Source organism: Streptomyces sp. WAC07094 (genome assembly GCF_036320405.1).
In the GTDB taxonomy this organism is placed as follows: Bacteria; Actinomycetota; Actinomycetes; order Streptomycetales; family Streptomycetaceae; genus Streptomyces; species Streptomyces lannensis.
Window position 1 is genome coordinate 2,086,459 of the sequence record NZ_JAVMJZ010000001.1, and the last position, 25,451, is coordinate 2,111,909.

Sequence of the window (25,451 nt, forward strand, 5' to 3'; positions counted from 1 at the left end):
GCCAGGGCCCCGGGGACCACCGTTATCACCGCCTCCCGTCCGGGAACCGGATCACCCTGGGGCAGCGGTGAGGTCGACCAGTTTGACGACCGTGTTCCAGTTCCGTGTGGTGGCGATCAGCCCCTTGTTCAGCCGGGGCCTGGCCAGGTGTCCCGCGAGCCTGGAGCGGCCGAGTCCGTCCGGCGCGTACAGGTACAGAGCCCTGTCACCGAGCCGGAACTCCTCGGGGTCGTAGGCGGCCGGGTCGATCTCCGCGAAGCGCGCCGCCTCCACCGGCTCCGAGAAGTACGTGATGTGCAACTGCTTGGCCTCCAACTCCGCGGCCGGGAACGGGCAGGCCTCCATGACCGCCTTCAGATAGGCGTGGTCGCGCACGATGACGTCCACGGAAAATCCGAAGCGCTTCCCGATCGCGTCCGTGAGTTCGGCCGCGAGGGATTCCTCGTCACCGTGGCCGGCGGCGAAGACCGCTTGGCCGCTCTGGAGATGGGCACGGACCCCGTCGTGACCGAGCCCTTCCATGACGGTGCGCAGCTCGGCCATCGGCAGCTTCTTGCTGCCGCCCACGTTGATCCCGCGCAGCAGCGCCGCGTACATCGTCGTCATCGCACCACCATAGGCCGGGCGCACGCGATCGCGCGGAGGTGCCCGCGCCCCCGATCCCGACCCCCGAGAACCCTGACTGCGTGTAAGGGGTCGCGGTCCTCCCTGGTGGTGAGCCGGGGGTGTCCGAGCGGATGAGCCGGACCGATCCCGGTTCGTCGGGGAGCACGACGAGCCGTTCTTATGCCGCGCCTACCTTCGAAACGAACGGTGACGGCAGCGGGCCGTCACCCGCACCGAGGGGGGACAGGCCCGTCATGGGAACCGGAGTTACGCGGGTACGGGGCATCGCCGCCCGGGCCGGCGGCTGGAGCGCCCGGCACCGATGGGCCGCCGTCGGCATCTGGCTGCTGTTCGTCGTCCTGGCCATGACCATCGGCTCGGCGGCCGGCCGAGTGGACGTCAAGGACAGCGACGAGCTCACGGGCGAGACGCACACCGCCGCCACGATCATCGAGGACGCCGGCATCGAGGAGCCGGCGGGCGAGTCCGTCCTGATCCAGGCCAAGGGCGGCGGTATCACAGCCACGGACCCCCGGTTCCGCGCCACCGTCACCGCGGTCGTACGGGCCGTCGAGAAGACCGGCCGGGTGACGGACGTGATGTCGCCGTACGACACGAAGTCCATCTCGAAGGACGGCCGCAGCGCGCTCGTGCGGTTCGACATGCGAGGTGCCGCCGACACCGCGGGCGACCGGGTCGAGCCGGTGCTCGAGGCCGTGGCAAGGGTCCAGAAGGACCACACGGAGCTGCGCGTCGAGGAGATCGGCGGCGCCAGCATGCAGAAGACGTTCTCCGACGCCTTCGGCGACGACTTCGCGCAGGCCGAGTACTCCGCCGTGCCGGTGGCACTCGGCATCCTGCTGATCGCCTTCGGCGCCGTCGTCGCGGCGCTGCTGCCGGTGGCGCTGGCGATCACCGCGATCGTCGCGACGATGGGCCTGATGGGCATCGTCAGCCATCTGCAGCCGATGAACGACACCGCCAACTCCGTGATGCTGCTGGTGGGTCTGGCCGTCGGCGTCGACTACTGCCTGTTCTACCTGCGGCGTGAGCGCGAGGAGCGGGCGGCCGGCCGTGATCCTGCCACCGCCCTCCAGATCGCCGCCGCGACCAGCGGACGCGCCATCATCGTCTCCGGTGTCACGGTGTGCGTCGCCATGGCGGGCATGCTGTTCACCGGCATCGCCACGTTCGAGGCGATGGGGCTCGCCTCGCTGATGGTCGTGGCTGTCGCCATGGTCGGTTCGGTGACGGTGCTGCCCGCGCTGCTGTCCCTTCTCGGCCGGCGGGTCGAGACGGGCCGTATCCCGTTCCTGCACCCCGAGAAGCGCCGAGCGCGCAGCGCCCGGCGCGGCCGGTCCGAGGAGGAGGGGAGCCGGCTGTGGGCGGCCGTGCTCGAGGTCGTGCTCGCCCGGCCCGCCATCTCCCTGGTCGTCGCGGCCGGAGCACTGCTGGCGATCACGGCGCCCGCCCTCGGCATGAAGACCCAGAACCTGACGCTCGACCAGGAGTTCGGCGACCGGCTGCCCATCGTCGCCACCTACAACCGGGTCAACGAGGCCTTCCCCGGCGGTTCCGAGCCTGCCGAGGTCGTCGTCAAGGCCGACGACATCAACTCCGCCCAGGTGCGGTCCGCGCTGGCCGACTTCCGTGCGGAGGCCATCAGTTCGGGGGCCTCCCGGGGTCCGATCGACATCAGGCTGCACGGTGCCCAGAACGTGGCCCTGATCTCCGTCCCGCTGGTCGGCGGATCCGATCTGGACAAGGCGGGCAGGAGCCTGGACCTGTTGCGTGACCGGGTACGTCCGGACACGCTCAGCAAGATCGAGGGAGTGCAGGCGCCGATCACCGGTCAGGTCGCCGGCTCTGCGGACTTCAACGACCAGCTCGTCGGCTCGGTGGTTCCGGTCTTCGCGTTCGTCGTGGTCTTCGCCTTCCTGCTGATGCTCGTGTCGTTCCGCTCCCTGACGATCGCGATCACGTCGATCGCGCTCAACCTGCTGTCCGTGGGCGCGGCCTACGGAATCCTGGTCGCCGTCTTCCAGCACGGCTGGGGGGCGTCGCTGGTGGGTGCCGAGGGTGTGGGCGCCATCATCACCTGGCTGCCGCTGTTCCTGTTCGTCATCCTGTTCGGACTGTCGATGGACTACCACGTGTTCGTGGTCTCCCGGATCCGTGAGGCGCGCCTGCGGGGCCGGACGACCAAGGAGGCGATCACGCACGGTGTGGTGACCACGGCGGGGGTCGTGACCAGTGCGGCGGTCATCATGGTCGCCGTCTTCGCGATCTTCGGCACGCTGTCCATGCAGTCCATGAAGCAGATGGGCGTCGGCCTGGCCGCCGCGGTGCTCATCGACGCGACGATCATCCGGGGCGTGCTCCTCCCCTCGGTGATGGCCCTGCTCGGCGAGCGCAACTGGTATCTGCCGAGGTGGCTGCACCGGCTGCCGGACCTCAGCCACGACGAGTCGTCCCCGGCGGTGTCCCCTCCCCCGCCGCCGGCCGTGGAGGGCGAGAAGGTCGGGGTCTGACGGTCCGCGGATGCCGGTGCGGGTGGCCGGGGTGGGACACCCCGGCCACGCCGCCGTGCCGCGACCGGGCACCGCCCCTTCCCGGCCGGCGCGTCCGCCGGTGCCACCGCCCGCCCGGGCACAGGGTCCGACCAGTGCGAATGCGACACTGGCCGACGGTGGCGGGCAGCAGGCGCCATCGGTGATCGGTACGACGACGGGACACGGAGGCGGCGATGGACGAGGCAAGGGCGCGCGGGGTACTGGCCGCTGCGGCCGTACTGCCGGACCGGGCGACGGACGCGCGGCTCCTCGCCCTGGGTGAGAACGCGGTGTTCGCCGCGGGTGATCTCGTGGTGAAGGTGGGCCGCGACGCCGAACTCCTCGACCGCGCACGGCGGGAACTGGACATCGCCCTCTGGCTCGCCGCGGAGGGGGTCCCCGCGGTGCGTGCCGCCGAACCCGAGGCGCTGCTGGTGGACGGCCACCCGGTGACCGTGTGGCACCGGCTGCCCGATCCCGTACGTCCGGCGGAGGCACGCGATCTGGCCGAACTGCTGCGGATCGTGCACGCGCTCCCCGCCCCCTCCTTCCCGCTGCCGCAGCGTGAACTGCTGGGCGGTGTGGAGCGCTGGCTGCGGCTGGCGGGCGACGCCGTCGACCCGGCGGACGCGGCGTATCTGCGCGAGCGCCGGGACGGCTTCGCGGCGGCCGCCGCCGCGCTGACGCCGCATCTGGTGCCCGGCCCGATCCACGGCGACGCGCTGCCCCGCAATGTGCACATCGGGCCGGACGGTCCGGTCCTGGTCGATCTGGAGACCTTCTCGGCCGACCTGCGCGAGCACGACCTGGTGGTCATGGCTCTCTCCCGGGACCGCTATGGGCTGCCTGCCGAGGCCTATGACTCCTTCACGAAGACGTACGGCTGGGATGTGCGCACGTGGGCGGGATGCTCCGTGCTCCGCGGGGCACGTGAAACCGCCAGTTGCGCCTGGGTCGCCCAGCATGCGCCGAGCAACCCCGCGGCGCTCGCCGAGTTCCGGCGGAGGGTGGCCTCACTGCGGAACGGGGACGAGACGGTCCGCTGGCACGCCTTCTGAGGCCGGCCCCGGTCAGGCCCGCTGACCTGCGGCCTCCCGCAGCGGCCAGGTGCCGTCCACCACAGCCTCCGTGTCGCCCTTGCCGCGCAGGAAGTCCTGGAAGTCCGCCGCCCAGGCCGCGTACCACTCGATCTGCCGGCGGTGCAGCTCCGCCGGTCCGAATGCCGCGACCTTGGGGTGGCGGCCGGCTATCGCCCCCGCGAGCCGGGCGGCGGCCAGGGCGTCCGCCGCGGCATTGTGCGCCGCGTCCAGCGCGACGCCGTACTCCGTGCAGACCGCTTCGAGGTTGCGCTTGCCGCGGCGATAGCGGTCGGCCCACCGGTCGATGGTGTACGGGTCGATCACGGGTCCCGGTTCCGCGCCGCCCAGACGGTCGCGCAGGGAGGGCAGCCCGTGCCGCCGCAACTCGGCGGAGAGCAGGGTCAGGTCGAAGGCCGCGTTGTAGGCGACGACCGGGACGCCCGTCTTCCAATAGGTCACCAGGACGTCCGCGATGGCGTCGGCGACCTGGTCCGCCGGTCGGCCCTCGGCGGCCGCACGCTCCGTGCTGATCCCATGCACCGCCACCGCGTCCGCCGGGATCTCCACGCCCGGGTCCGCCAGCCAGTCCCGGCGTCCCAGCGGCTGCCCGTCCCGGACCTCGATCACCGCGCCCGTGACGATGCGCGCCTCGTACGGGTCGGTGCCGGTGGTCTCCAGGTCGAAGCCGATCAGCAGCTCTCGGTGCCAGGCCATGGCGGCCCCCCTTCTCGGTGGTGCTTTCCCCCAGTGGTCTCCACCCTCCCACGCGCCACTGACAATCCCAGGACCGCCTTCCGCACGGGACCGTTCACGACACGGGGCGCGAATCCGCCCAAGCCAGCTCGAACTCCTCGCGGTAGGTCGGGAACAGGCCGCCCTCCTCCGCCTGGTCCGACCTGACGACCCGGTTGCCGTTGCGCAGCACGAGCACGGGAGCCTCCATGCCGCGGGTGCGCCGCAGATAGGACTGCACGACCGCGATCCCGTCCGCGCCGTCCCCGTCCACCAGGTACGCCGTGAAGCGGGGGGTCTCGTCGAAGACCTGGATCTCGAAGGCGTCCGGGTCGTGCAGCTTCGAGCGCACCCGGCGCATGTGCAGGATGTTCATCTCGACGGCGCGGCTGAGCTCACCCTTTCTGATGCCCAGCTCCCGCTCACGCCGCTTGACGGCGCTTGACGCGGGGTTGAGGAAGAGCAGCCGCACACGGCAGCCCGACTCGGCGAGCCGTACCAGCCGGCGGCCGGAGAAGTTCTGCACCAGCAGATTGAGGCCGATGCCGATGGCGTCCAGGCGGCGGGCGCCGCCGAAGATGTCCTCGGCGGGGAATTGGCGCATCAGCCGCACCCGGTCGGGGTGGACGGCGACCAGGTCCGCGTACCGGTCGCCCACCAGGTCCTCGACCGCGTCGACGGGCAGGCGCCGCGCGGAGGGCACGTCGCCGCCCGCGCCGAGGATCTCGAGCAGCCGCGCGGAGGCACGCTCGGCCTGGGCGAGCACCGCCTCCGACAGTGCCCGGTTGCGGGAGACCACGTTCCGGGTCACTTCCAGCTCGTCCAGCGCGAGTTCGACGTCCCGGCGCTCGTCTATGTACGGCTCGAAGCACGGCCAGTGCTGCACCATCAGCTCACGCAGTTGGGGAAGCGTCAGGAAGCTGAGCACGTTGTCGTCGGCGGGGTCCAGCAGATAGCCCTTGCGGCGGCTGACCTCGCGCACCGCGACGGCCCGCTGCACCCACTCCTGGCCGGCCGGCCCGGCCGCGGCGACCACCCAGTCGTCCCCGTGGACGGGTTCGTAGATGGGGCGGAGAACAGCGGCCACGACCGCGCGCAGCCGCTGTTCGACGAGGTTCAGCCAGATGTAGGCCCGCCCCGCACGCTGGGCGCGGGTGCGTACCTCGCGCCATGCGTCGGCGTTCCAGTCCAGTTCCGGCCCGATGGATCCCATTTCCATCGGCCGTGCCAGGGACACCGCCCCGGGCGGGACATCCGTGGAGTTCCCCTCGTGACCGTCGTCACCAGGGGGAAGCTCCAGCCCTCCCGAGCCCACCCGCGCACCGCCTTCCGCTCCCCCGAGCCTCCCCAGGGGCCAGGCCCCAGCCAACGATCAAGGAAGAGTACTCCGGGAGCGCTGCGCGGTGCAGCCGGATGCACAGGGTCGTTTCTCAACTACCGTTTTCCACACGCCCGTTCTGGTCCGCCAGGGCGGCCGGCGTGAGCGGGTTCATAGCTGTGACGTCGCGCGGAGCAATGGAGAGGCCCTGCCAGTGGACCGGCATGGGCTGCTGGTCCTCGTCGCGCGCTATGTGGTGGAAGCCGATGTTCACCCACACCACGGGGTGAGTGAGCGTCCGCCCGTTGACCCAGCGGTCGACGGATTTACCGGCTCCGGTACCGCAGTTGCCGAGATTGTCGCTGGCGAACCGTTCGCACGCCTTGTACTCGGTGAAGTAGATGTCGTGCTTGGTGAAGCCGTGGCCCGGATACTTGGTGCTGGGTCCCGGAACGATCTCGTACGAGCGCGCGTGGCCGTCCTTGTTCCTGCCCGTGGCGCTGACGACCCGCCACCAGCGCATGTTCTTCGCGTCGCCCGCCAGTTCCTTGGTGACCTTCGTGCGGGTGGTCCTGTTGCTCGGCGCCTGGGCACCCCTCGCCGGCGGACTGACCACGGAGTCGTACTGCTCCACCTTGTCCTTCGACGAGCCGTCGAGACCGAAGTCGAGCCGCCAGAAGACGTTGTGACTGTGGCTCGTGGCGTACGCCCTGGCGCCCTTGCCGATCGGCCAGCCGCGGCCGTCGCCCGCGTCGTAGTCGAAGGGCGAGAGGCTGCCCGTGGCGCCGACGTTCATGTTCACCGTGCCGTCGTCCTGGAAGCGCCACTCGGTGATGTACTCGTACCAGCCGACCTTGTTGACGGTGTAGACCAGCAGATCCTTGCCCTGGGCCTGGTAGACCTTGTTTCCCGTGTCGCTCTGCATGCGGTAGGCGTGGCCGCGCGAACGGGTCGTGGTGCACAGGCCGTCGACGTTCGGGTGCTGCGGATTCCAGGCGTTCGGCACCTTGACGGTCCTGATCGTGCCGCCGGGGCACTCGCCCGGCGCCATGGCGGACAGGCCCTGCGCGAAGCCGGCGCCCGTCAGATCGCTGTACTCGACCGAGCCGTCGTCGTAGGGGACGTCGATCTGGGCCAGCCGCGCACTGTTGAGAACCTTGATCGGGCGGCTCTCACCCGGGGGCCGGTAGGACACGTGTTCAAGGACGAGGCCGGCGTTGCCGTCGTAGCGCCAGCACATCCGCCAGGTGGTGCCGGTGGAGAGCTTCTGCTCGATCCGGTACGCGGCGCTGCACTCGGCGGCGGCCGGGGCCGCGGCCCTGTGCTCCGCGTAGGCCGGTGCGGCCGCGGTGCCGCCGAGGGCGAGTCCGGCCGCCGCGAGGCCGGTCAGGGCCTGCCTGCGGGCACGACTGATTCTGTTCGCGCGCATGACGAAGTGACTCCTCTTGCACAGATGGGAAAGGACGAGCGAAAGGTCGGGACACCGCGCCGCAGAAGAGGGGAGATGTCCTCCCGGGCGGGCGACGGCGTACGGCTCAGCCGAGCCTGCCGACCTTGCGGGCGCTCAGGTCGACCACGTAGGAACGGCCGTCGATCCACGCGCCGTTCGGGATCTTCGGGAGGAGCCGCACACAGCGGTGCTCGCCGCACTTGCCCAGGACGCCGGGCTGGGCGCCCGGCGTCGCCCGGTAGACGATGCCCGTGAGCATCAGCTGGCCGGGTGAGGTGAGGTCCTTGCCCGTGGCGTCCTTGAAATCGGCCCTCAGGCCCGCGCCGAGCGGGTCCGCGATCAGCAGTTCGGCCGCCTCGGCGTTCTCCTCACGGCCGAGGGGCGGCTGCACGCCGTGCTGGGTCCCGGTCCTCTCGACCTTGCCGGTGTCCAGATCGATCGTCCTCGTGACGAGGGCGTCGTCCCCGTAGTCGTAGAACACCACGTCGGCGCGCCGGGGCGGGTCCTGGTCGTCCGTATGGTCGGCGTCCGGTTCGGCGAGGCCGACGCCGAGCCGCTGCGGTCCCTTCCCACCCGCCACGTTCTCACCGGCGAGGGCCTGCGGCCGGCCGAGCGCGATACGCTCGGCCCGTTCGACCTCGTCGTCGGTCAGCGGGTCGCTCCCGGTGCCCCTGCTCCCTTCCGCGGGTGCCTGCCGGACGACGCCGGGCGCCGGCGTGCCGCCCGGCCCGTCGACCGCCCGGGCGGACCGTCCGCCGTCCTTGCCGCCCGATTCCTCCGCCGACACCGAGCCCGGCAGCGTGATGCCCACCATCACGGCGGTCCCTGCCACCGCGACGGCCGCACCCGCCACCACCTTGCCCAGATGCCTGCGCACTGTCCTGCGCACATTTCCCCCTACTCCCCCTGATTCCCCGGGAGCGGATCAAGCCTTACCGGTTCGGCACGCCTCGGATGCGCAAGTGGGTGCGCATACCGGGTATGCACTGGTCGGCCGTTAAGAGGGACGGAAGTCATAGGAGGTTCCACCACTTTCGTGGAGACTCGGCGACATGGCGCCCCGCTGGGGCCAGGACAACTGGGAGAGTCGTATCCATGCAGGTCTGGCCTGGAGAGGCGTATCCACTCGGCGCCACGTATGACGGCGCCGGAACCAACTTCGCGGTCTATTCGGAGGCCGCCGACCGGATCGAGCTGTGTCTGCTGCACGACGACGGCTCGGAGACGGCGGTGGAACTGCGGGAGACCGACGCGTTCGTACGGCACGCGTATCTGCCGGGTGTGATGCCCGGGCAGCGGTACGGGTTCCGGGTGCACGGCCCGTACGCACCCGACCGCGGGCTGCGCTGCAACTCGGCGAAGCTGCTGCTCGACCCGTACGCACGCGCCATCAGCGGCGCGGTGAAGTGGGGCGAGGAGGTCTACGGCTACCCCTTCGGGTCGCCGGACAAGCGCAACGACCTGGACTCCGCGCCGCACACCATGACGTCCGTCGTGATCAACCCCTACTTCGACTGGGGCGACGACCGTCCGCCGCGCACCGAGTACCACCGCACGGTGATCTACGAGGCCCATGTGAAGGGCCTGACGATGTCCCACCCCGCGCTGCCCGACGAGCTGCGCGGCACCTATGCGGCGCTCGCCCATCCGGCGATCCTCGAGCATCTGACGGAACTGGGCGTCACCGCACTGGAACTGATGCCCGTACACCAGTTCGTCAACGACCACCGCCTGGTCGACATGGGCCTGAACAACTACTGGGGCTACAACACGATCGGCTTCTTCGCCCCGCACAACACCTACGCCTCCTGGGGCGACCGGGGCCAGCAGGTGCTGGAGTTCAAGTCGGCCGTCCGGGCGCTGCACGAGGCGGGCATCGAGGTCATCCTGGACGTCGTCTACAACCACACGGCGGAGGGCAACCACCTCGGCCCGACGCTCTCGTTCAGGGGCCTGGACAACTCCTCGTACTACCGGCTGACCGACGACCCGCGGTACTACATGGACACCACGGGGACCGGGAACTCACTGCTGATGCGTTCGCCCCATGTACTTCAGCTGATCATGGACTCGCTGCGCTACTGGGTCACCGACATGCATGTGGACGGTTTCCGCTTCGACCTGGCGGCGACACTGGCGCGCCAGTTCCACGAGGTGGACCGGCTGTCGTCGTTCTTCGACCTGGTGCAGCAGGACCCGGTGGTCTCCCAGGTGAAGCTGATCGCCGAGCCGTGGGACGTCGGCGAGGGCGGCTACCAGGTGGGCAACTTCCCGCCGCTGTGGACCGAGTGGAACGGAAAGTACCGCGACACCGTCCGGGACCTGTGGCGGGGCGAGCCGCGCACGCTCGCCGAGTTCGCGTCCCGGCTGACCGGCTCCTCGGACCTCTACCAGGACGACGGCCGCCGCCCGCTCGCCTCCATCAACTTCGTGACCTGCCACGACGGCTTCACGCTGCACGACCTCGTCTCGTACAACGACAAGCACAACGAGGACAACGGCGAGGACAACCGGGACGGGGAGAGCTACAACCGGTCCTGGAACAGCGGGGCGGAGGGGGACACCGACGACCGGGCGGTGCTGGACCTGAGGGCACGGCAGATGCGGAACTTCGTCGCCACGCTCATGCTCTCCCAGGGTGTGCCGATGCTCAGCCACGGCGACGAGTTCGCCCGGAGCCAGCGTGGCAACAACAACGCCTACTGCCAGGACAACGAGCTGTCCTGGGTGCAGTGGCCCGAGGAGGACAGCGAGCTGCTGGAGTTCACGCGTGCGATGGTGTGGCTGCGCCGCGACCACCCGGTCTTCCGCAGGCGCCGCTTCTTCCACGGACGTCCGGTGCAGGGCACGCACGACGAGCTGTCCGACATCGCCTGGTTCACCCCTCAGGGCGAGGAGATGACACAGCGGGACTGGACGTCGTCGCAGGCGGGCGCGCTGACGGTGTTCCTCAACGGCAACGCCATCTCCGAGCCCGGCCCGCGCGGGGAGCGGATCGCCGACGACTCGTTCCTGCTGATGTTCAACGCCTCACCGAAACCGCTGGAATTCGTGGTCCCGGTCGACCACGGGCGCCAGTGGCAGGTGGTCGTCGACACCTCGGTCCCGCAAGGGGTGACGACGGGCACCGGTGCGAAGCTCGAGGCCGGCGGACGGCTGACGCTGACGGACCGGAGCCTGACGGTGCTCCAACGGCCCGCCTAGGGCATCGGCGGCCTCGTCCACGCGGGTGGACGAGGCCGCCGGCCGCCGAGGTCCGGCAGGACGGCCGTCACGAGCGCCACGCTGTCGAATGCGGGATCGACCGCCTCGGGCTGCCCGACGGCGCGGTACGACGGACCCGATCGCCCGCCGCGAGGCGAGCACGTCGGCCGAGCTTCTCAACGAACGGCCAGGACCACCGCGTTCGGAGCAGGCCCCGGCGCGGCGAGCCATCCGGTCGGCGGGAAGGGCGCCGCTCCCGACCGGGCCCGGCACTTCACAAACGGGCCCCGGACCGGCGGAACGCAGCCGGACGGCGCGTCTGTGACAGGAAAGGCGGCAGGGCGGGTACGTAGGTTCCCATGACACCTGAGCGTTCCGCCCCCGCGGTGCCCACGGCCACCTACCGGCTCCAGCTCCAGCCGGAGTTCCCGTTCGGCGCGGCGGAGGCGGCCGTGCCGTACCTGGCCGCACTCGGCGTCTCGCACCTGCATCTGTCACCCGTGCTCGAGGCCGTCCCCGGCTCGGCGCACGGTTACGACGTCGTCGATCACGCGCGGGTACGGGGCGAACTGGGCGGCGAGGCGGGGCTGCGCTCCCTGGCGGGCACCGCGCGGGAGCACGGACTCGGCCTGGTCGTGGACATCGTCCCCAACCACATGGCCGCCGCACCGCAGCACAACCGCGCCCTGTGGGAGGTACTGCGGGAGGGTCCCGAGTCGCCGTACGCGCGCTGGTTCGACATCGACTGGAGCGCACAGGGCGGGCAGCTGCTGCTGCCCGTACTGGCACACCGGCTCGGCGAGGAACTCGGGCATCTCAAGGTGGACGGCGACGTCCTGCGCTACCACGACCATGTCTTCCCGCTGCGCGAGGGCACCGGATCGCTGCCGCTGCCCCAGCTGCTCGACGCCCAGTGGTACCGCCCCGTGTGGTGGCGGCTCGCCCGTACCGAGCTGAACTACCGGCGGTTCTTCAGCATTTCCGAGCTCATCGGGGTGCGGGTGGAGGATCCGGAGGTCTTCGCCGCGACCCACGGCACGCTGCTGCGGCTGCTGGGCGAAGGGGTGATCGACGGCCTGCGCGTGGACCATCCGGACGGTCTTGCCGACCCTGACGCCTATCTGAACCGCCTGCACAAGGCCACCGGCGGCCGCTGGACCGTGGTCGAGAAGATCCTCGCGGCCGACGAGCACCTGCCCGCCGCCTGGCCGGTCGCGGGCACCACGGGATACGACGCGCTGCGGCACGTGGACGGGCTGTTCACGGACCCCTCGGGCGCCGACGAACTGCTCGGCCACTACCGGCGCGCGGCGGGACCGCCGGACGACCGGGGCGGCCGCTGGGCACCGACCCTGCGGCGGGCCGCGTACGAGGTGGTCGCGCACGAACTGGCCACCGAGGTGGACCGTCTCACGCGCGTGGCGGGCCGTCTGTGCGCCGAGTCGCCCGACCCCGCGCTGCGCGACCACGCCCCCTGGGCACTGGGCACCGCACTGCGCGAACTCCTCGTGCGCCTGCACGTGTACCGCCCCTACGCCTCCGTCGGCGCCGCCGCGGTGGTCACCGAGGAGGCCGCGGCAGAGGCCCGCGCCGCCTTCACGGTGCCGGAGGAGGCACATGCCGTGGACGTCGTACGGGATCTGCTGCTGGGGCGCTGGGGCGACGGGCCGCCGCACACCGAGTTCCGGACCCGGTTCGCGCAGACCTCGTCGGCGCTGCGGGCCAAGTCCGCCGAGGACAAGGCGTTCTACCGGTACGTCCCGCTGCTGTCGGCGAACGAGGTGGGCGGCGAACCCGGTGACCCGGCGGTCCCGCCGGAGGACTTCCACGCCTACTGTGCGCGTGTGCAGCGCGACTGGCCCGTCACCGGCACGGTGCTGTCGACCCACGACACCAAGCGCAGCGCGGACGTGCGGGCCGCGATCTCGGTGCTCACCCAGTGCCCGGGGCGCTGGGCGGACGTGCTGGCCGAGGTGACCGGCGCGAGCGGCGGCGCGCCCGACCCGCACCTGGTCTGGGCCGCCTGGCAGACGTACTTCGGTCTGGGGCAGGCGGCCGAGGACCGCCTCACGGGAGCGCTGCTCAAACACGTGCGGGAGGCCGGCCTGCTCACCACCTGGACCGAACAGGACCCCGAGTACGAGGCTGCGGTGGAGGCCTTCGTCGCGGGTGGGGCGCGCGGCGCCACGGGACGGCTCGTCCAGCACTTCCGGGACGCGACGGCCCCGCACATCCGGGCCAATGTCCTCGGGGCCGCCCTGGTCCATCTGACGATGCCGGGCGTGCCGGACGTCTACCAGGGCACGGAGGGCGAATACCGGGCCCTGGTCGACCCGGACAACCGGGCACCGTTCACGCCGCAGGAGGGGTCCTCGGACAAGGGGGAACTCACGAGGGCCGCACTGGGGCTGCGCCGGCGGCGTCCGGAGGTCTTCGGCGCGTCGGCGGCCTACACGCCGCTCGTGGCCGGCGGACCCGGCGCCGGGCACTGCGTGGCCTTCGTGCGCTCCGGAGCGGTCCTCACGGCGGTCACCCGGCTGTCGCTGCGGCTCGCGGAGGCGGGCGGCTGGCGCGACACCACCCTCACGCTGCCACCGGGCCGATGGGTCGATGTGCTCGACCAGGACCGGAGGTTCGAGGGACAGGTACGGGTGGCGGACCTCTTCGGCCGGCTGCCGGTGGCGCTGCTCGAGCACGTAGGCGGGCAGTGAGGGAGAAAGCGGCACACACCTTCGGCCGCCCGGATCCCCGATGGCAAGGCCTCCTGCGAGCGCGGCCGCCCGCCCCGGGCGCGGGGCGGGCGGCACCAGTGCACGGGGCGGGGGTTCAGCGCGGCAGACCCGGAACCGACGAGTCCCGGTCCACGAGCGCGAACACCTGCCCGGTGCGCGCCTCGAGGTCACAGCTGTTGGCGAAGGTGTGGCTGTAGTCGATCTGACGGCCGTTCCACTCCCCGCGCGCGGACACCTTCACAGGGGCGTAGATCATCGGGCAGAAGACGTCACCGGGCGGGATGCGGTCGACGTCGCCCTGCACCGCGGCGAGTTGCGAGCACGCCATGGCGGCCCTCGCATGGCCCTTGGGCGGATCGCACGTCAGGAGCGTGCCACGGATGTCCCGGGACCCCACGTCTCCGTCGGTGACGGTCAGGTAGAGCCAGTTGGCGGCAGGGGACGGCAGGGGAAGAGCCGGGGCCGGGGTCGCGGTGAGCAGGGCGGCAGCGGCGATCAGGGTGCCGCTCAGGGCCAGGGTCGTCTTCTTCATTCCGTGTGCATCGGCACCGCGGCCCCCGAACCCCAGCCCGACTCACCCGAATGGGAACGCACGGGCGTGTACCCGGCAGCCAGTTCGAACGCGGCCAGCACCACGCGCGCCTGATACTCGGCCTGGCGGGCGACCGGAATCCAGCGCGCGCCGTACCCCTCGCTGTAGTCGGCGCACCACATGTCGATCAGCGCGTCCAGCTCCGGCAGCACGTCGGCCGCCTCGCGCCCCGCGGCCCTGGCGAGCTGGTGCAGCAGCCCGGCGGTGCGCAGCGCGACCCGGCGGCCGGAGATGCCGAGGGCGGTGAGTCGGGCGGAGTCGAGCGGCGGCAGCCGGCGCCCCCCTGCGGGGTGGGTGTCGGGATCCCAGGAGTCGGCGAGGCCGGGGCCGACCAGTAAATAGTCGTCCACCGGTGCCAGCAGCCGGTCGGCGTCCGGAACATGCGTCAGATGGGGGCGGACGCGCGCCAGGAAGCCTTCCATGAGACGTGTGTCGTCCCTCAGGGTCCGGCTGACGGTCCGCAGCACGGCGGGCGCGTCGGCGGGCGGTGAGCCGTCCTCCACGGCCGCCACCCCCCACATGGGCGCCTCCACGACCGCCGTGACGGTGCCGTAGCGGTGCGGATGGAACCAGGTCGACTCCACGGCCGCCTCCGTGATCGCGGCGGCGAGGTCGCCGCGGCGGGGCGGCGGGATGCGGTAGACGGCGGGCCCGAGGACCGGCCAGTACAGGGTGTCGTACGGGCCGAGTTCGCGGGGGATGCCGAGCCGGGCCGCGGTCTGGGCGAGCCGCTGCGCCATGCCGGGCAGATCGTGGGTCAGTTCGACGAAGCCGCCGCCGACGTCGACCCCGTGCAGGGAGCACTGGAAGAACGGCCGCAGCTCGTCCTGGAGGTCGAGCAGGGCGCGGGTCTCGGGCAGGGCGGCGCGCTCCGCGCCGTCGGGCAGCCACTCGGGCTGCTCGAGGAACCCGGGGCGGAAGAAGTGCCGGAAGTACCGGCCCAGGGTGTAGGGGCCGGACAGCCAGCCCTCGTTGCGCCGGGCGCCGTCGGGGTCGAGTGACAGCAGCAGGTTCCAGGTCGTGTCGGACCCCGCGCCGAGCCGGGGATCGGCCAGCGCCCGTTCTGCCAGGCGCAGGACGGTGGCGCCGCCGACGGGTTCGTTGGCGTGCGGGCCGGCCACGACGAGGGCGTGGCGGCTGCCGTGCCCCACGGAGAGCAGCCACAGGGGTGTGCCGCCCCGGGACGTGCCCACGCGGCGCAACCGGGCGTCGCGCGGACGGCGGGCGACGAGCGCGGCCGCACGGGCGCCCAGCTCGTCCACGGTCGGATAGCGGAGGAGGGGCGGCAGGGCACACCTCCACTATGTGGTGCCGTCGGTTCACCTGTTGTACATGGTGTACGCACAGTCAGTCACGGCTCGGGAGGTACGTCAACACCATCGGCGGCAGCGGCGGACGGCCCGGAGGCAGGCACGGCGGTCGCCCTGCGGACCGCGCTCCGGCGCTGCGGGCCGCACACGGGGGCCCGCTCCGGCGCGGTGAGGGGAAACGGCGCGTCCCCCGCCGGGCGTGGCGACGGGCCGCACCCGGGACCGCGGTCCCGGCACGGGCCGGCTACTCCGTCGACAGCCGGAAGGCCATCGTCCCGAAGCCGACCTGGTCGCCGTCGCGCACCACCGCGGCACCGATCACCCGGCGGCCGTTGACCGTGGTGCCGTTGGTGGAGCCGAGGTCGCGCAGGACCCACAGCCCTCCCTGGTGCCTGAGTTCGGCGTGCACCCGGGAGACCGTCTCGTGGCTGAGCCGCAGACCGTTCGCCGGGTCCCGACCGATCCGCAGCGGATAGGGGGCTCCCGGGCTCGGCAGCAGCAGCTTGGGCAGCCGTTCCGCCTGCCAGGCGCGCCGGAGTCGCACACCGAACCCGGAGATCGCCTCGACGGTCCCGAACACCAGCCGCGACCAGCGCTTCTCGGCCGGCAGGTCGGCGATGAGCGCGGCCAGCTCGTGCGGCTGACGGGCCACCAGAGCCAGCTCCATACGGCGGATGAACGTGTCGTGGGACAGACGTCCCAGCGCAACGCCGTCGCGGAGCACCTTCAGCGCCCGGTCGCGGTCGGCGTCCGAGAGCCGCGCGGGGTACGTGTGGAACTCGAAGGACGACGTCACGCACGTGATTGTCGGGCAGTCGGGCCGGGGTGTCCAGAAAAAGCAAATACGACCGCGTCAACACCAGAGGTGTCCCCTGTGCCGAAAGGGTGGATCCGCAGGCGAATTGATCTCGATTGGCGCACCATGGACGGGCTACGTCACGATGAGCAGACGAGGGGGAACCGTCCGTGCAGTTCGAGGTGTGGGCACCACAGGCCGGTCGGGTGACGCTGCACTGCGGGGGCGTCACGAGCGCACTGGTGCGCGATCCGCTGCGGGCCGGGTGGTGGACCGGCGAGGCGGAGGCCGACGACGGCACCCGGTACGGATTCGCCGTGGACGACGGACCCGTGCTGCCCGACCCACGCTCCGGACGCCAGCCGGACGGGCCCGACGGACCGAGCGCCGTGGTCGACCACGACCGTCACGCATGGCGGACGCAGTGGGCCGGCCGCGGGCTGACGGACGCGGTGCTGTACGAGCTGCACGTGGGCACGTACACCCGTGAGGGCACACTGGACGCGGCGGCCGAGCGGCTCGGGCATCTCGCCGAACTGGGTGTCACGCACGTCGAGTTGATGCCGCTGTGCCCGTTTCCCGGGCGACACGGCTGGGGATACGAGGGCGTCTCGCTCTGGGCGGTGCACGAGCCCTACGGAGGTCCGGAGGCGCTGAAACGGTTCGTCGACCGGGCCCACGCGCTCGGGCTCGGCGTCGTGCTGGACGTGGTCCACAACCACCTCGGCCCCTCCGGCAACCACCTGCCCGCGTTCGGACCGTACTTCACCGAGACGCACCACACCCCCTGGGGCGCCGCCGTGAACCTGGACGCGCCGGGCTCGGACGAGGTGCGCGCGTTTCTCATCGGCAGCGCGCTTTCGTGGCTGCGGGACTACCGGATCGACGGACTGCGGCTCGACGCCGTGCACGCGCTGCGCGACACGCGCGCGATGCACTTCCTGGAGGAACTGTCGTCGGCGGTGGACGCGCTGGCCGCCGACGTGGGCAGGCCGCTCTTCCTGATCGCCGAGTCGGACCTCGGCGACCCGCGGGTCATCACCCCGCGCGCCGAGCACGGCCTCGGGCTGCACGCCCAGTGGAACGACGACTTCCACCACGCGCTGCACACCGCGCTGACCGGCGAATCGCAGGGCTACTACGAGGACTTCGCACGCGCCCCCCTGACGGCCCTGGCCAAGACACTGGCGGGCGGCTTCTTCCACGACGGGACCTACTCGACGTTCCGCGGCCGGCGGCACGGCCGCCCGCTGGACCGCACCCGGGTCTCCGCGCACCGCCTGCTCGGTTATGCCCAGACGCACGACCAAGTGGGCAACCGAGCGCTGGGCGACCGGCTGTCGGCATCCCTCTCCCCCGGTCTCCTGGCGTGCGCGGCGACGCTCGTGCTCACCGCCCCGTTCACTCCGATGCTGTTCATGGGCGAGGAGTGGGCCGCGGGCACACCCTGGCAGTTCTTCACCGATCACACCGATCCCGAACTCGCCGACGCCGTACGCCGGGGCAGGCGCCGGGAGTTCGCCGCGCACGGCTGGGCGGAGGAGGACGTGCCCGACCCGCAGGACCCGGCGACCCGCGACCGCTCCTGCCTCGACTGGTCCGAGCGGCAACGCGAGCCCCACGCACGGGTGCTGGCCTGGTACCGCGGGCTGATCGCCCTGCGCCGCGACCAGCCCGATCTCGCCGACCCCGATCTCGAGGACGTCAAGGTCGCCCACGACGACGACGCCCGCTGGCTCGCCTACCGCCGCGGCGACGTCCGGGTGGCGGTCAACTTCGGCAAGGAGCCGGCCCGTGTCCCGCTCGGCATCACGTCCACCCGCGTACTGGCCGCGTGGGAGCCCGTGCCGCCGCCCGACGAGGACGGGGTGCTGAGCCTGCCGGGCGAGTCGTGCGTGGTTCTGACGCAGGAGTGATACGGGTGCCGCCGGGCCCGGGCGTCGTCGCGCCGGGGCCCGCCGCTACGGTGCCTCCTCACCGGGCAGTTCCGTCACCCGCTCCAGCATGATCGATTCCCACGCGCGCAGGACCCGGCCGCGCAGGACCGGCAACGGGGTCTCGTCGCGGCCGTCGAGCGCGTCGGCGAGGCGTACGAGTGTGTCGCAGCGGGCGAGCCACAGGCCGCGCAGACAGGGACGGGCACCGTAGCCGGCGAGGGTTGCGGCGCGGACCGCGGCGGGGGCTCCCACTGCGGCGGAGAGGGAGGCGATGTCCTCGGCCGGGTCGCCGACGATCGCGTCGGTCCAGCCGAGGACGCCCCGCACCCGCCCGTCGCCACTCACCACGAGGTGCGCCCGCCCCAGGTTGTGGTGCACCAGCACCGCCGCGCCGGACTGCACGCCCAGTTGGCGGGCGGCGGGCGCGGCGAGCTGGGCCAGCCGGGCGGGGTCGAACTCGTCAGCCTCCGCGAGCCGTCCCGCGGCACTCACGGCGGCCGCGCGCAGCGTCTCCAGCGACCGTGGCGCGACACGCGGGACACCGAGCGTCTCGGCCTGACGGACCGGTACCTCACGCAGTGCGGTGAGCAGCGCCGCAAGGTCCGCCTCGCCCACCGCCGAGACGCCCGGCTCCTCGCCGGTGGCCCCGGGAAGGCGCGTGTCGAGGGTGTAGGAGAGTCCGTCGGCCCACTCTCCGCGGGCCACGCTCGTCGGCACCGCGAGCGCCACGTGCGCGCGTACGAGGGAGCGCAGCCGCAGTTCGCGAAGCTGGCGCAGGGAGGCCTCGCGGTCGGGGGCCAACCGCAGCACATGGCGCGTACCGACCCACCATGTGGTCCCGCCCTCCTCGACGGGGGTCACAGCCGGCTGCTCGCCCTCGGGGAGCAGGGAACGGGCCAGCCGGCGTACGGTCTCCGCCGTCGGTGTCGGTGCCTGGGTCATGATCGCGCCGTTGTCGTCTCGGATGCGTGCTGGGGGCTCCTGGGTGCCGGGTCGGCCGGGCGGCGCCGCCACGCGGTCCTGCCGCGGCCGGCCCGCGCCGTCTCAGTCGACTATCGCCATCTCGCGGGACGTCTCGTTCAGGCGCCGCCCGCCGTCCTCGGTGACCGCCACGATGTCCTCGATACGGACACCGAAGCGACCGGGCAGATAGACGCCGGGCTCCACGGAGAAGCACATCCCGGGGACGAGAGGCTGTTCCTCGCCCTCGATCATGTAGGGCGGCTCATGGGTGGTGACACCGATGCCGTGCCCGGTGCGGTGGATGAAGTACGCGCCGTACCCGGCGTCGTCGATGACGGCGCGGGCCGCACGGTCCACGTCCTGACACGCCGCGCCCGGCCCGACCGCCCGGAACCCGGCCTCCTGTGCCGCGCGCACGAGGTCGTGCACCTTGCGCTCCTCGTCGGTCGGTTCACCGACGTGGACGGTGCGGGAGGTGTCGGAGCCGTAGCCGTGCTTGAGACCGCCGAAGTCCAGGACGACCATGTCGCCTCGCTGGATGACGCGCTCGCCGGCCTCGTGATGCGGATTGGCGCCGTTGGGTCCCGAGGCCACGATGGTGAAGTCCACCTGCGCGTGCCCGAACCGCCGCAGCAGACCGGCGAGGTCCTCGGCGACCTCCCGCTCCCTGCGGCCGCCGAAGGCGACCTTCAGGATCTCCTCGTACGCCGCGTCCGCCGCCGTGCCCGCGGCCGCGAGCCGGTCCAGCTCCGCCGCGTCCTTGACGGCCCGCAGCATCGGAAGGGCGCGGGTGAGGGCGACATGGCCGACGTCCGGGAGCCGCTCCCGCAGGCCGAGCAGATGCAGGGCCCAGGCGTTGTCGCTGATGCCGTACCGCCCCCGGTCCCCGAGCAGAGCGGCGGCCGCGCCGTAGGGGTCCTTGCCGTCGGTCCAGTCGCGCAGTGTCAGTGCGGGCGCGCCGGCCGCCTCCGCCGCGTCGGGCGCCTCCAGGGTGGGGACGACGAGGACGGGGTCCTGCCCGGCTCGCAGCACCAGCAGGGTGAGGCGTTCGGTCTCCACCGGACGGTATCCGGTGAGCCACACCAGATCGGGTCCGGGCGCGATCAGCAGCCCTGCGAGTCCCGCCGCGTCGGCGGCCTCGGCGGCGCGCCGCATCCGCGCCGCGTAGTCCTCCGCGGTGAAGGGCGCGGGGCCGGCCGTGTCGGGCGGCGCGGGCGTGCCGGTCATCCATACCTCCGCAGGTCCGGATCCTCCCGGGGGCCTCCCAGGGGATACGGGCAGCATCCTGCCCCTCCGCCGCGACGGATGCGAGCCGATTGCGGCCATGGCGTCCGGTGGGTGCCGTGGCCGGGTCCTGTCCGCCGATCACGCCGCGGCGCTCCACCCCTGCCCCGGCAGCCGCTCCGCCGCTCCACGTGGGATCCCGGCGTACACCGGTTCCGTACGGTGGACCACGCGCGGGCGGCAGCGGCACGGCGACCGCACCGGGTACGCCGGCGGCCGCCGGCACCTCGGCACACTGCGCGCGCACGGGCCGTGGTCCGGCGGCCACGACGAGTACGGCCTGCGCCTCGCGGAACGCCCCGGCCGCCCTCTCCCGGTCGGAGCCCCGCGGGCGAGGGCTCGCGCCCGCACCCGGTCGTGCGGGCGCGGGCGCGAGCCGCGGTGGAGCACGCCGCCGGGACGCCCGGGCTGCGGTCAGCGTGTCACCGGCACCCCCCGGAAGCCGACCGAGGACGCCAGGTCCGGCACGAAGCCGTGCACACGGCGAGCGAGGTCGTCCGCACCGTAGCGGTGGCAGCCCCGGTGCCAGTTCAGGATGCCGGACATGTAGTTCTGCAGCTCCAGCACATAGCCCCGAAGGGTCGCGCGTGCCTGTTCGGCCAGCTCGAAGTCGTCGCACAGGACGGGCAGTTCGTGGTCGGCCACATGCTGGAACTGCTGCATGCGCTGGGTCATCAGGTCGTTGACGATGCGCAGCGCCGTCGGGTAGTCGCAGCCGAAGAAGTTCTGCACGACCAACAGGGCGTTGTGGATCTCGCCCTCGTACTGGATCTCCTTCTGGTACGAGAAGACGTCGTTGATCAGCATCGCGTAGTCGATGGCCGCGTTCTCCAGGGACCGGACCGTGCCGCTGCGGTACACCTCCGGCGGGACGTCGGGGTCGTGGCCCAGGCGGCAGAGGTTCTTGGTGAGGTCGGCGCCGAAGGTGGCGCGGCGCATCTCCAGATAGTCGACCGGGTCCGGGATGCGGTTCTGGAGCTGGTTGGACAGCTCCCAGAGCCAGCTCTCGGTCATGGTGTCGACGGCGGCCCGCAGGGTGCTCCGCTGTGCCGGGGTCATCTGCGCGGTGGTGCGGGTCCACAGGTCGATCAGACCGCGCTCCATCCCGTTGGCCGGGAGGGGAGGTTCCTCGCCGTCGACGGGCATGCACGAGGACAGCCGCTCGGTGCACAGCCGGGCCGCCGCGAGATCGCGGCCGTGGCCGAAGACCAGCGGGTAGTAGTCGTCACCGTAGGTGCCCCAGGCGAGCCACCGGGAGCTGAGGTCCAGCGCCTCGGGGGTCGCGTCCGGGTCCAGGCCCGCCGCGCACAGCGGCAGGTCGTACGCCGCCAGCTTGTCCTCGTCCCAGACCCCCTCCTGGAGCATGCCCATCCGGTGCATCCACGGAGTCAGGCGGCCGCGGGCACCGTCCAGATGCGGGCTGAGCTCCACGTCGTAGGGCATGTGGAAGTCGGGGATCAGCGACGGTCCCACCTGCTGGAAGGGGACATGGGTATGGGCCCGCAGTCGCTTTGCGAGCGGTGCGTCGGGTCCCCCCGCGGCACCGGCCTCGGCGAGCAGACCGCTGACGTCGGCGGCGGACGTGCCGATGCCGGAGAGCCCGAGGGACCGCCTCGTGGAGCGGGCCCCCTTGTTCATGTAGCGGCTTGACCTCAAGTGCCATTCGTGGCCCCCGGACTGCCAGTCCTGAAGGCCCCGTGTGTAGGCCGCGACGGCGGCCACCTCGTCGGGTGCGAGGCCCTTCTCCACGGCGAGCACGGGCACTTCGGTGAGCGCGGTGTGCTCGAACTGGTGAAGCCGTGAGGTGAGGATGTCGTTGACGGTGTCCGCGGCCTGCTGCGTGGTGCAGCCGAAGAAGGTCTCCAGGACGAGGACCCCGTTGCTCAGTTCACCCTCCTCCTCGACCTCACGCTGGTACGAGAAGAGGTCGTTGCGCAGGTGCACCCCGTCGGAGAACGTCTCCATGAGCACCCGCAACGGCCGTGACGCGGCCACGGATGCGGGCACCTCGGCGGTCGCGAACTCCACGAGGCCCGCGGACCAGGGGGCGCCGCCCACCTTGCGGCGCATCTCGATGTACTCGACGGGGTTGGCGATCCGGCCTTCGTTGATGTTGGACAGTTCCCACAGCGACTCGTTGAGCAGATGCTCCGTGGCGACCGCGAAGCGCCTGCGCCAGTCCAGGGACATGGCGGGCACCGTGCGCGCCCACAGGTCGGCGAGCCCGGCCTCCACCGGATTCTCGGGCTCCGGCACGGGTGTTGCCAGGTCCGGAGGCATGAACAGGGGCAGCCGGTCCAGATGGGCCCTGCCGCCCTCACGGTCCTGGGTGCGTTTGAAGGCCTCCAGGAAGTGGTCGTCGAAGAAGAACACCCACACGTACCAGTCGGTGACCAGTGAGAGGGCCGGCCCGTCGCAGTCGGGGTGCGTGTACGCGCACAGGAGCCCGTAGTCGTGTGCGTCGAGGTCGGACTGTTCCCAGATGCCGGATCCCTCCAGCATGCCCATCGCGCGGGCCCATTGGGTGGAGTGGGCCCGCGCCTCGTCGACATGCGGGTTCAGCCGTGCGGGGTACGGCATGTAGAAGCGGGGGAGCTCGAACGGCTGCGTCATGGCGGTGGCCCTACCCGTGGCCCCTCGACGGCATCCACCGGGCGGAACAGGCTCACACCAACGCGTGAATCGGGGGTGCAGGGGTGGAACAGGCACGTTCGACCGGCCTCCCGCCCTGCGAGGACGGTCCGCGGCGGAACCCCGGCGCCCCGCACGCCCCCTTGCCGACCCACCTGCCCCGGGCCACCGTGGTCGCATGACCTCCTTCGTGCTGCCTCATGAAGTGCACGGCGACGGCCCCCACAAGGTGTTCGCGGTGCACGGCTGGTTCACCGACCGCGCCGCGTACGCGGCGGTGCTGCCCGATCTCGACCGGGCCACGTTCACCTACGCCCTGGTGGATCTGCGCGGATACGGAGCCGCGAAGGACGCACCCGGCGCCTTCGGCACCGCGGAGGCCGCCGCCGACCTCGTCGGCCTCGCGGACCGGCTGGGCTGGGACAGGTTCTCGGTGATCGGGCATTCGATGGGCGGCGCGGTGGCCCAGCGGCTCCTGGCGCGGGCCCCCGAGCGGCTGCGCCGGATCGTCGGGATCTCGCCGGTGCCCGCCGGTGGGATGCGGATGCCCGCCGACCAGTGGGAGCTGTTCGCGGATGCCGCGCACAAGCCCCAGAACCGGCGCATCATCATCGACGTCACCACCGGCGGGCGGGCGCCCGCGGCCTGGCTGGACCGGATGGTGGCGCGCTCCCTGGCGCACAGCGACGCCAAGGCGTTCCGGACCTGGCTCGACTCCTGGGCCGGAGAGGACTTCCACACCGAGGTCACGGGCTCTCCGGTGCCGGCGCTGGCCGTCGCGGGCGCCCTCGACCCCGCGCTGACGGCCGGGCTCCTGCGGGAGACCTGGATGCGCTGGTATCCGCACGGCTCGCTCCTCGAACTGCCCTCGGCCGGGCACTACGCGATGGACGAGGCACCGCTGGACCTGATCCGGGCCGTGGAGGACTTCCTGCGCGCGGACGGGAACCCGGCGGCCGCCGAACGGGAGCCGGCCGCCGCGGAAGGCTCCGGCGGGTGAGCGTCCGCGAGAGCGCCCCACCCGTACCCGACGTGTTCGATCCCCGCAGGTACGCCCTCGGCGTCCCTCACGCGGAGTACCGCACCCTTCGTGACCACCACCCGGTCGCCTGGCAGGAGGAGCCAGAAGTGCTCGGCTGGCCGGCCGGGCCGGGGTTCTGGGCGGTGACCCGGCACGCGGACGTCACGCACGTCCTCAAGGACGCCGCGACGTTCTCCTCCAGCCTCGGCGCCACCCAGATCCGCGACCCCGACCCCGGCGACCTGCCGTTCATCCGGCGCATGATGCTCAATCAGGACCCGCCGGACCACGGCCGGCTGAGACGGCAGGTGAGCCGGGCGTTCACCCCCCGCCGCGTCGACCGCTTCGCGGCGGTGGCCCGCACCCGGGCCCGCTCCCTGCTCGCCGGCGCGCTCGCCCTCGCGCGCGAGGGCGACGGCGTCTGTGACGTGGTCGCCGCCGTCACCGACGACTACGCCGTGCTCAACCTCGCCGACCTGCTCGGTGTGCCCGAGTCGGACCGCGGCCTGCTCCTGCACTGGACGCAGCGAGTGATCGGCTACCAGGACCCGGACGAGGCGGGGGAGCCCGTGCTGGACGCGGAGGGCCGGCCCGTCAACCCGCGGTCCCCCGCGGCGCTGCGCGACATGTTCGGCTACGCGCAGCAGCTCGCCGCGTACAAACGGGACCGTCCTGCCGACGACATCATGACCACGCTCGCCACCGACCCCGAACTCACGGGACCCGAACTGGAGATGTTCTTCTTCCTGCTGACCGTCGCGGGCAACGACACCGTGCGCGGCGCGGCGCCCGGCGGTCTCCTCGCACTGGCCGAGCATCCGCCGGCGTACCGGGGACTACGCGCCGGGACGCACCGGCTGCCCTTGGCGGTCGACGAGTTGCTGCGCTGGCATCCGCCCGTCCTCAGCTTCCGGCGGACCGCCGCCCGGGACACCGAGCTCGCCGGCCGGCACATCCGGGCGGGTGACAAAGTGGTCGTCTTCCACGCGTCGGCCAACCGGGACGAACGCGTCTTCGCCGCGCCGGACAGCCTGGAGCTCTCCCGTACGCCCAATCCTCACGTCTCCTTCGGCGACGGACCTCATGTCTGCCTCGGCGCGCACTTCGCCCGGCTGCAGCTGAACGTCCTCTATGAGGAGGCGCTACGGGTCCTGCCCACCGCTCCCCGTGCCGCCGCACCGCCCACGCGTCTGGTCTCGAACTTCATCAACGGCATCAAGTCCCTGCCTCTGAGGCTTATTTGA

18 protein-coding genes are annotated in these 25,451 nt (G+C 72.0%); 7 read left to right on the forward strand and 11 right to left on the reverse strand.

The window, feature by feature from the left end; all coding sequences use genetic code 11:
- Positions 1 to 51: 51 nt before the first annotated feature.
- The gene (locus tag RCR19_RS09140) at positions 52 to 606 is read right to left on the reverse strand and encodes a DUF1697 domain-containing protein (protein ID WP_331264687.1); all 555 of its coding nucleotides are present in this window, start codon (positions 604 to 606) and stop codon (positions 52 to 54) included.
- Between the two features lie 254 nt (positions 607 to 860).
- Between RCR19_RS09140 and RCR19_RS09145 the strand changes: the two genes are divergently transcribed.
- Both RCR19_RS09145 and RCR19_RS09150 read left to right on the forward strand, forming a co-directional pair.
- Positions 861 to 3,137: an MMPL family transporter gene (locus RCR19_RS09145; protein WP_331264688.1), complete on the forward strand. Its 2,277-nt coding sequence runs from the start codon at positions 861 to 863 to the stop codon at positions 3,135 to 3,137.
- Positions 3,138 to 3,352: 215 nt separating this feature from the next.
- On the forward strand, positions 3,353 to 4,216 hold the full coding sequence (locus tag RCR19_RS09150) for an aminoglycoside phosphotransferase family protein (protein WP_331264689.1): 864 nt from the start codon (positions 3,353 to 3,355) through the stop codon (positions 4,214 to 4,216).
- Positions 4,217 to 4,228: 12 nt separating this feature from the next.
- On the opposite strand, the gene RCR19_RS09155 is transcribed toward RCR19_RS09150, so the two are convergent.
- The 4 genes from RCR19_RS09155 to RCR19_RS09170 all read right to left on the reverse strand — a co-directional run bounded on the left by RCR19_RS09155 (position 4,229) and on the right by RCR19_RS09170 (position 8,626).
- Positions 4,229 to 4,951 carry a 3'-5' exonuclease gene (locus RCR19_RS09155; protein WP_059129602.1) on the reverse strand — a complete coding sequence of 241 codons (723 nt, stop codon included), beginning with the start codon at positions 4,949 to 4,951 and terminating at the stop codon, positions 4,229 to 4,231.
- A 94-nt stretch (positions 4,952 to 5,045) separates the two neighbouring features.
- Positions 5,046 to 6,284 carry an SAV2148 family HEPN domain-containing protein gene (locus RCR19_RS09160; RefSeq protein ID WP_059129603.1) on the reverse strand — a complete coding sequence of 413 codons (1,239 nt, stop codon included), beginning with the start codon at positions 6,282 to 6,284 and terminating at the stop codon, positions 5,046 to 5,048.
- 115 nt (positions 6,285 to 6,399) lie between these two features.
- Positions 6,400 to 7,716 (reverse strand): copper amine oxidase, encoded by a 1,317-nt coding sequence (locus RCR19_RS09165; RefSeq protein WP_331264690.1) that lies wholly within the window; start codon positions 7,714 to 7,716, stop codon positions 6,400 to 6,402.
- Between the two features lie 106 nt (positions 7,717 to 7,822).
- Complete coding sequence (locus tag RCR19_RS09170; protein ID WP_331264691.1) at positions 7,823 to 8,626, reverse strand: Tat pathway signal sequence domain protein; 804 nt, start codon at positions 8,624 to 8,626, stop codon at positions 7,823 to 7,825.
- A gap of 206 nt (positions 8,627 to 8,832) precedes the next feature.
- Between RCR19_RS09170 and glgX the strand changes: the two genes are divergently transcribed.
- Together glgX and treY are read left to right on the forward strand one after the other, a co-directional pair.
- Entirely contained in the window at positions 8,833 to 10,941 is a 2,109-nt protein-coding gene (gene glgX / locus RCR19_RS09175; protein WP_331264692.1) for a glycogen debranching protein GlgX, read from the forward strand.
- Between the two features lie 359 nt (positions 10,942 to 11,300).
- The gene (treY, locus tag RCR19_RS09180; RefSeq protein ID WP_331264693.1) at positions 11,301 to 13,652 is read left to right on the forward strand and encodes a malto-oligosyltrehalose synthase; all 2,352 of its coding nucleotides are present in this window, start codon (positions 11,301 to 11,303) and stop codon (positions 13,650 to 13,652) included.
- 115 nt (positions 13,653 to 13,767) lie between these two features.
- Here the strand turns inward: treY and RCR19_RS09185 are convergent, their stop codons facing one another.
- From RCR19_RS09185 to RCR19_RS09195, 3 genes are all read right to left on the reverse strand, one after another.
- Entirely contained in the window at positions 13,768 to 14,205 is a 438-nt protein-coding gene (locus RCR19_RS09185) for an SSI family serine proteinase inhibitor (protein WP_331264694.1), read from the reverse strand.
- Positions 14,202 to 15,527 (reverse strand): M14 family zinc carboxypeptidase, encoded by a 1,326-nt coding sequence (locus RCR19_RS09190; RefSeq protein ID WP_331264695.1) that lies wholly within the window; start codon positions 15,525 to 15,527, stop codon positions 14,202 to 14,204. Before RCR19_RS09190 ends, RCR19_RS09185 begins: the two co-directional genes overlap by 4 nt.
- A 292-nt stretch (positions 15,528 to 15,819) precedes the next feature.
- On the reverse strand, positions 15,820 to 16,371 hold the full coding sequence (locus RCR19_RS09195; protein WP_331264696.1) for a DUF1707 and FHA domain-containing protein: 552 nt from the start codon (positions 16,369 to 16,371) through the stop codon (positions 15,820 to 15,822).
- Between the two features lie 170 nt (positions 16,372 to 16,541).
- On the opposite strand from RCR19_RS09195, the gene treZ reads away from it, so the two are divergent.
- Positions 16,542 to 18,287 (forward strand): malto-oligosyltrehalose trehalohydrolase, encoded by a 1,746-nt coding sequence (treZ, locus tag RCR19_RS09200; protein WP_331264697.1) that lies wholly within the window; start codon positions 16,542 to 16,544, stop codon positions 18,285 to 18,287.
- 45 nt (positions 18,288 to 18,332) lie between these two features.
- On the opposite strand, the gene RCR19_RS09205 is transcribed toward treZ, so the two are convergent.
- The 3 genes from RCR19_RS09205 to cyc2 all read right to left on the reverse strand — a co-directional run bounded on the left by RCR19_RS09205 (position 18,333) and on the right by cyc2 (position 23,168).
- Positions 18,333 to 19,250: an aminoglycoside phosphotransferase family protein gene (locus tag RCR19_RS09205; protein WP_331264698.1), complete on the reverse strand. Its 918-nt coding sequence runs from the start codon at positions 19,248 to 19,250 to the stop codon at positions 18,333 to 18,335.
- A 102-nt stretch (positions 19,251 to 19,352) separates the two neighbouring features.
- Entirely contained in the window at positions 19,353 to 20,498 is a 1,146-nt protein-coding gene (locus RCR19_RS09210; protein WP_331264699.1) for an aminopeptidase P family protein, read from the reverse strand.
- 471 nt (positions 20,499 to 20,969) lie between these two features.
- A complete protein-coding gene (gene cyc2, locus RCR19_RS09215) occupies positions 20,970 to 23,168 on the reverse strand; it encodes a germacradienol/geosmin synthase Cyc2 (RefSeq protein ID WP_331264700.1) in 2,199 nt (732 codons plus the stop codon).
- 196 nt (positions 23,169 to 23,364) lie between these two features.
- Between cyc2 and RCR19_RS09220 the strand changes: the two genes are divergently transcribed.
- A complete protein-coding gene (locus RCR19_RS09220) occupies positions 23,365 to 24,186 on the forward strand; it encodes an alpha/beta hydrolase (RefSeq protein WP_331264701.1) in 822 nt (273 codons plus the stop codon).
- Positions 24,183 to 25,451, forward strand: coding sequence for a cytochrome P450 (locus RCR19_RS09225; RefSeq protein WP_331264702.1), 1,269 nt, complete (start codon positions 24,183 to 24,185; stop codon positions 25,449 to 25,451). Before RCR19_RS09220 ends, RCR19_RS09225 begins: the two co-directional genes overlap by 4 nt.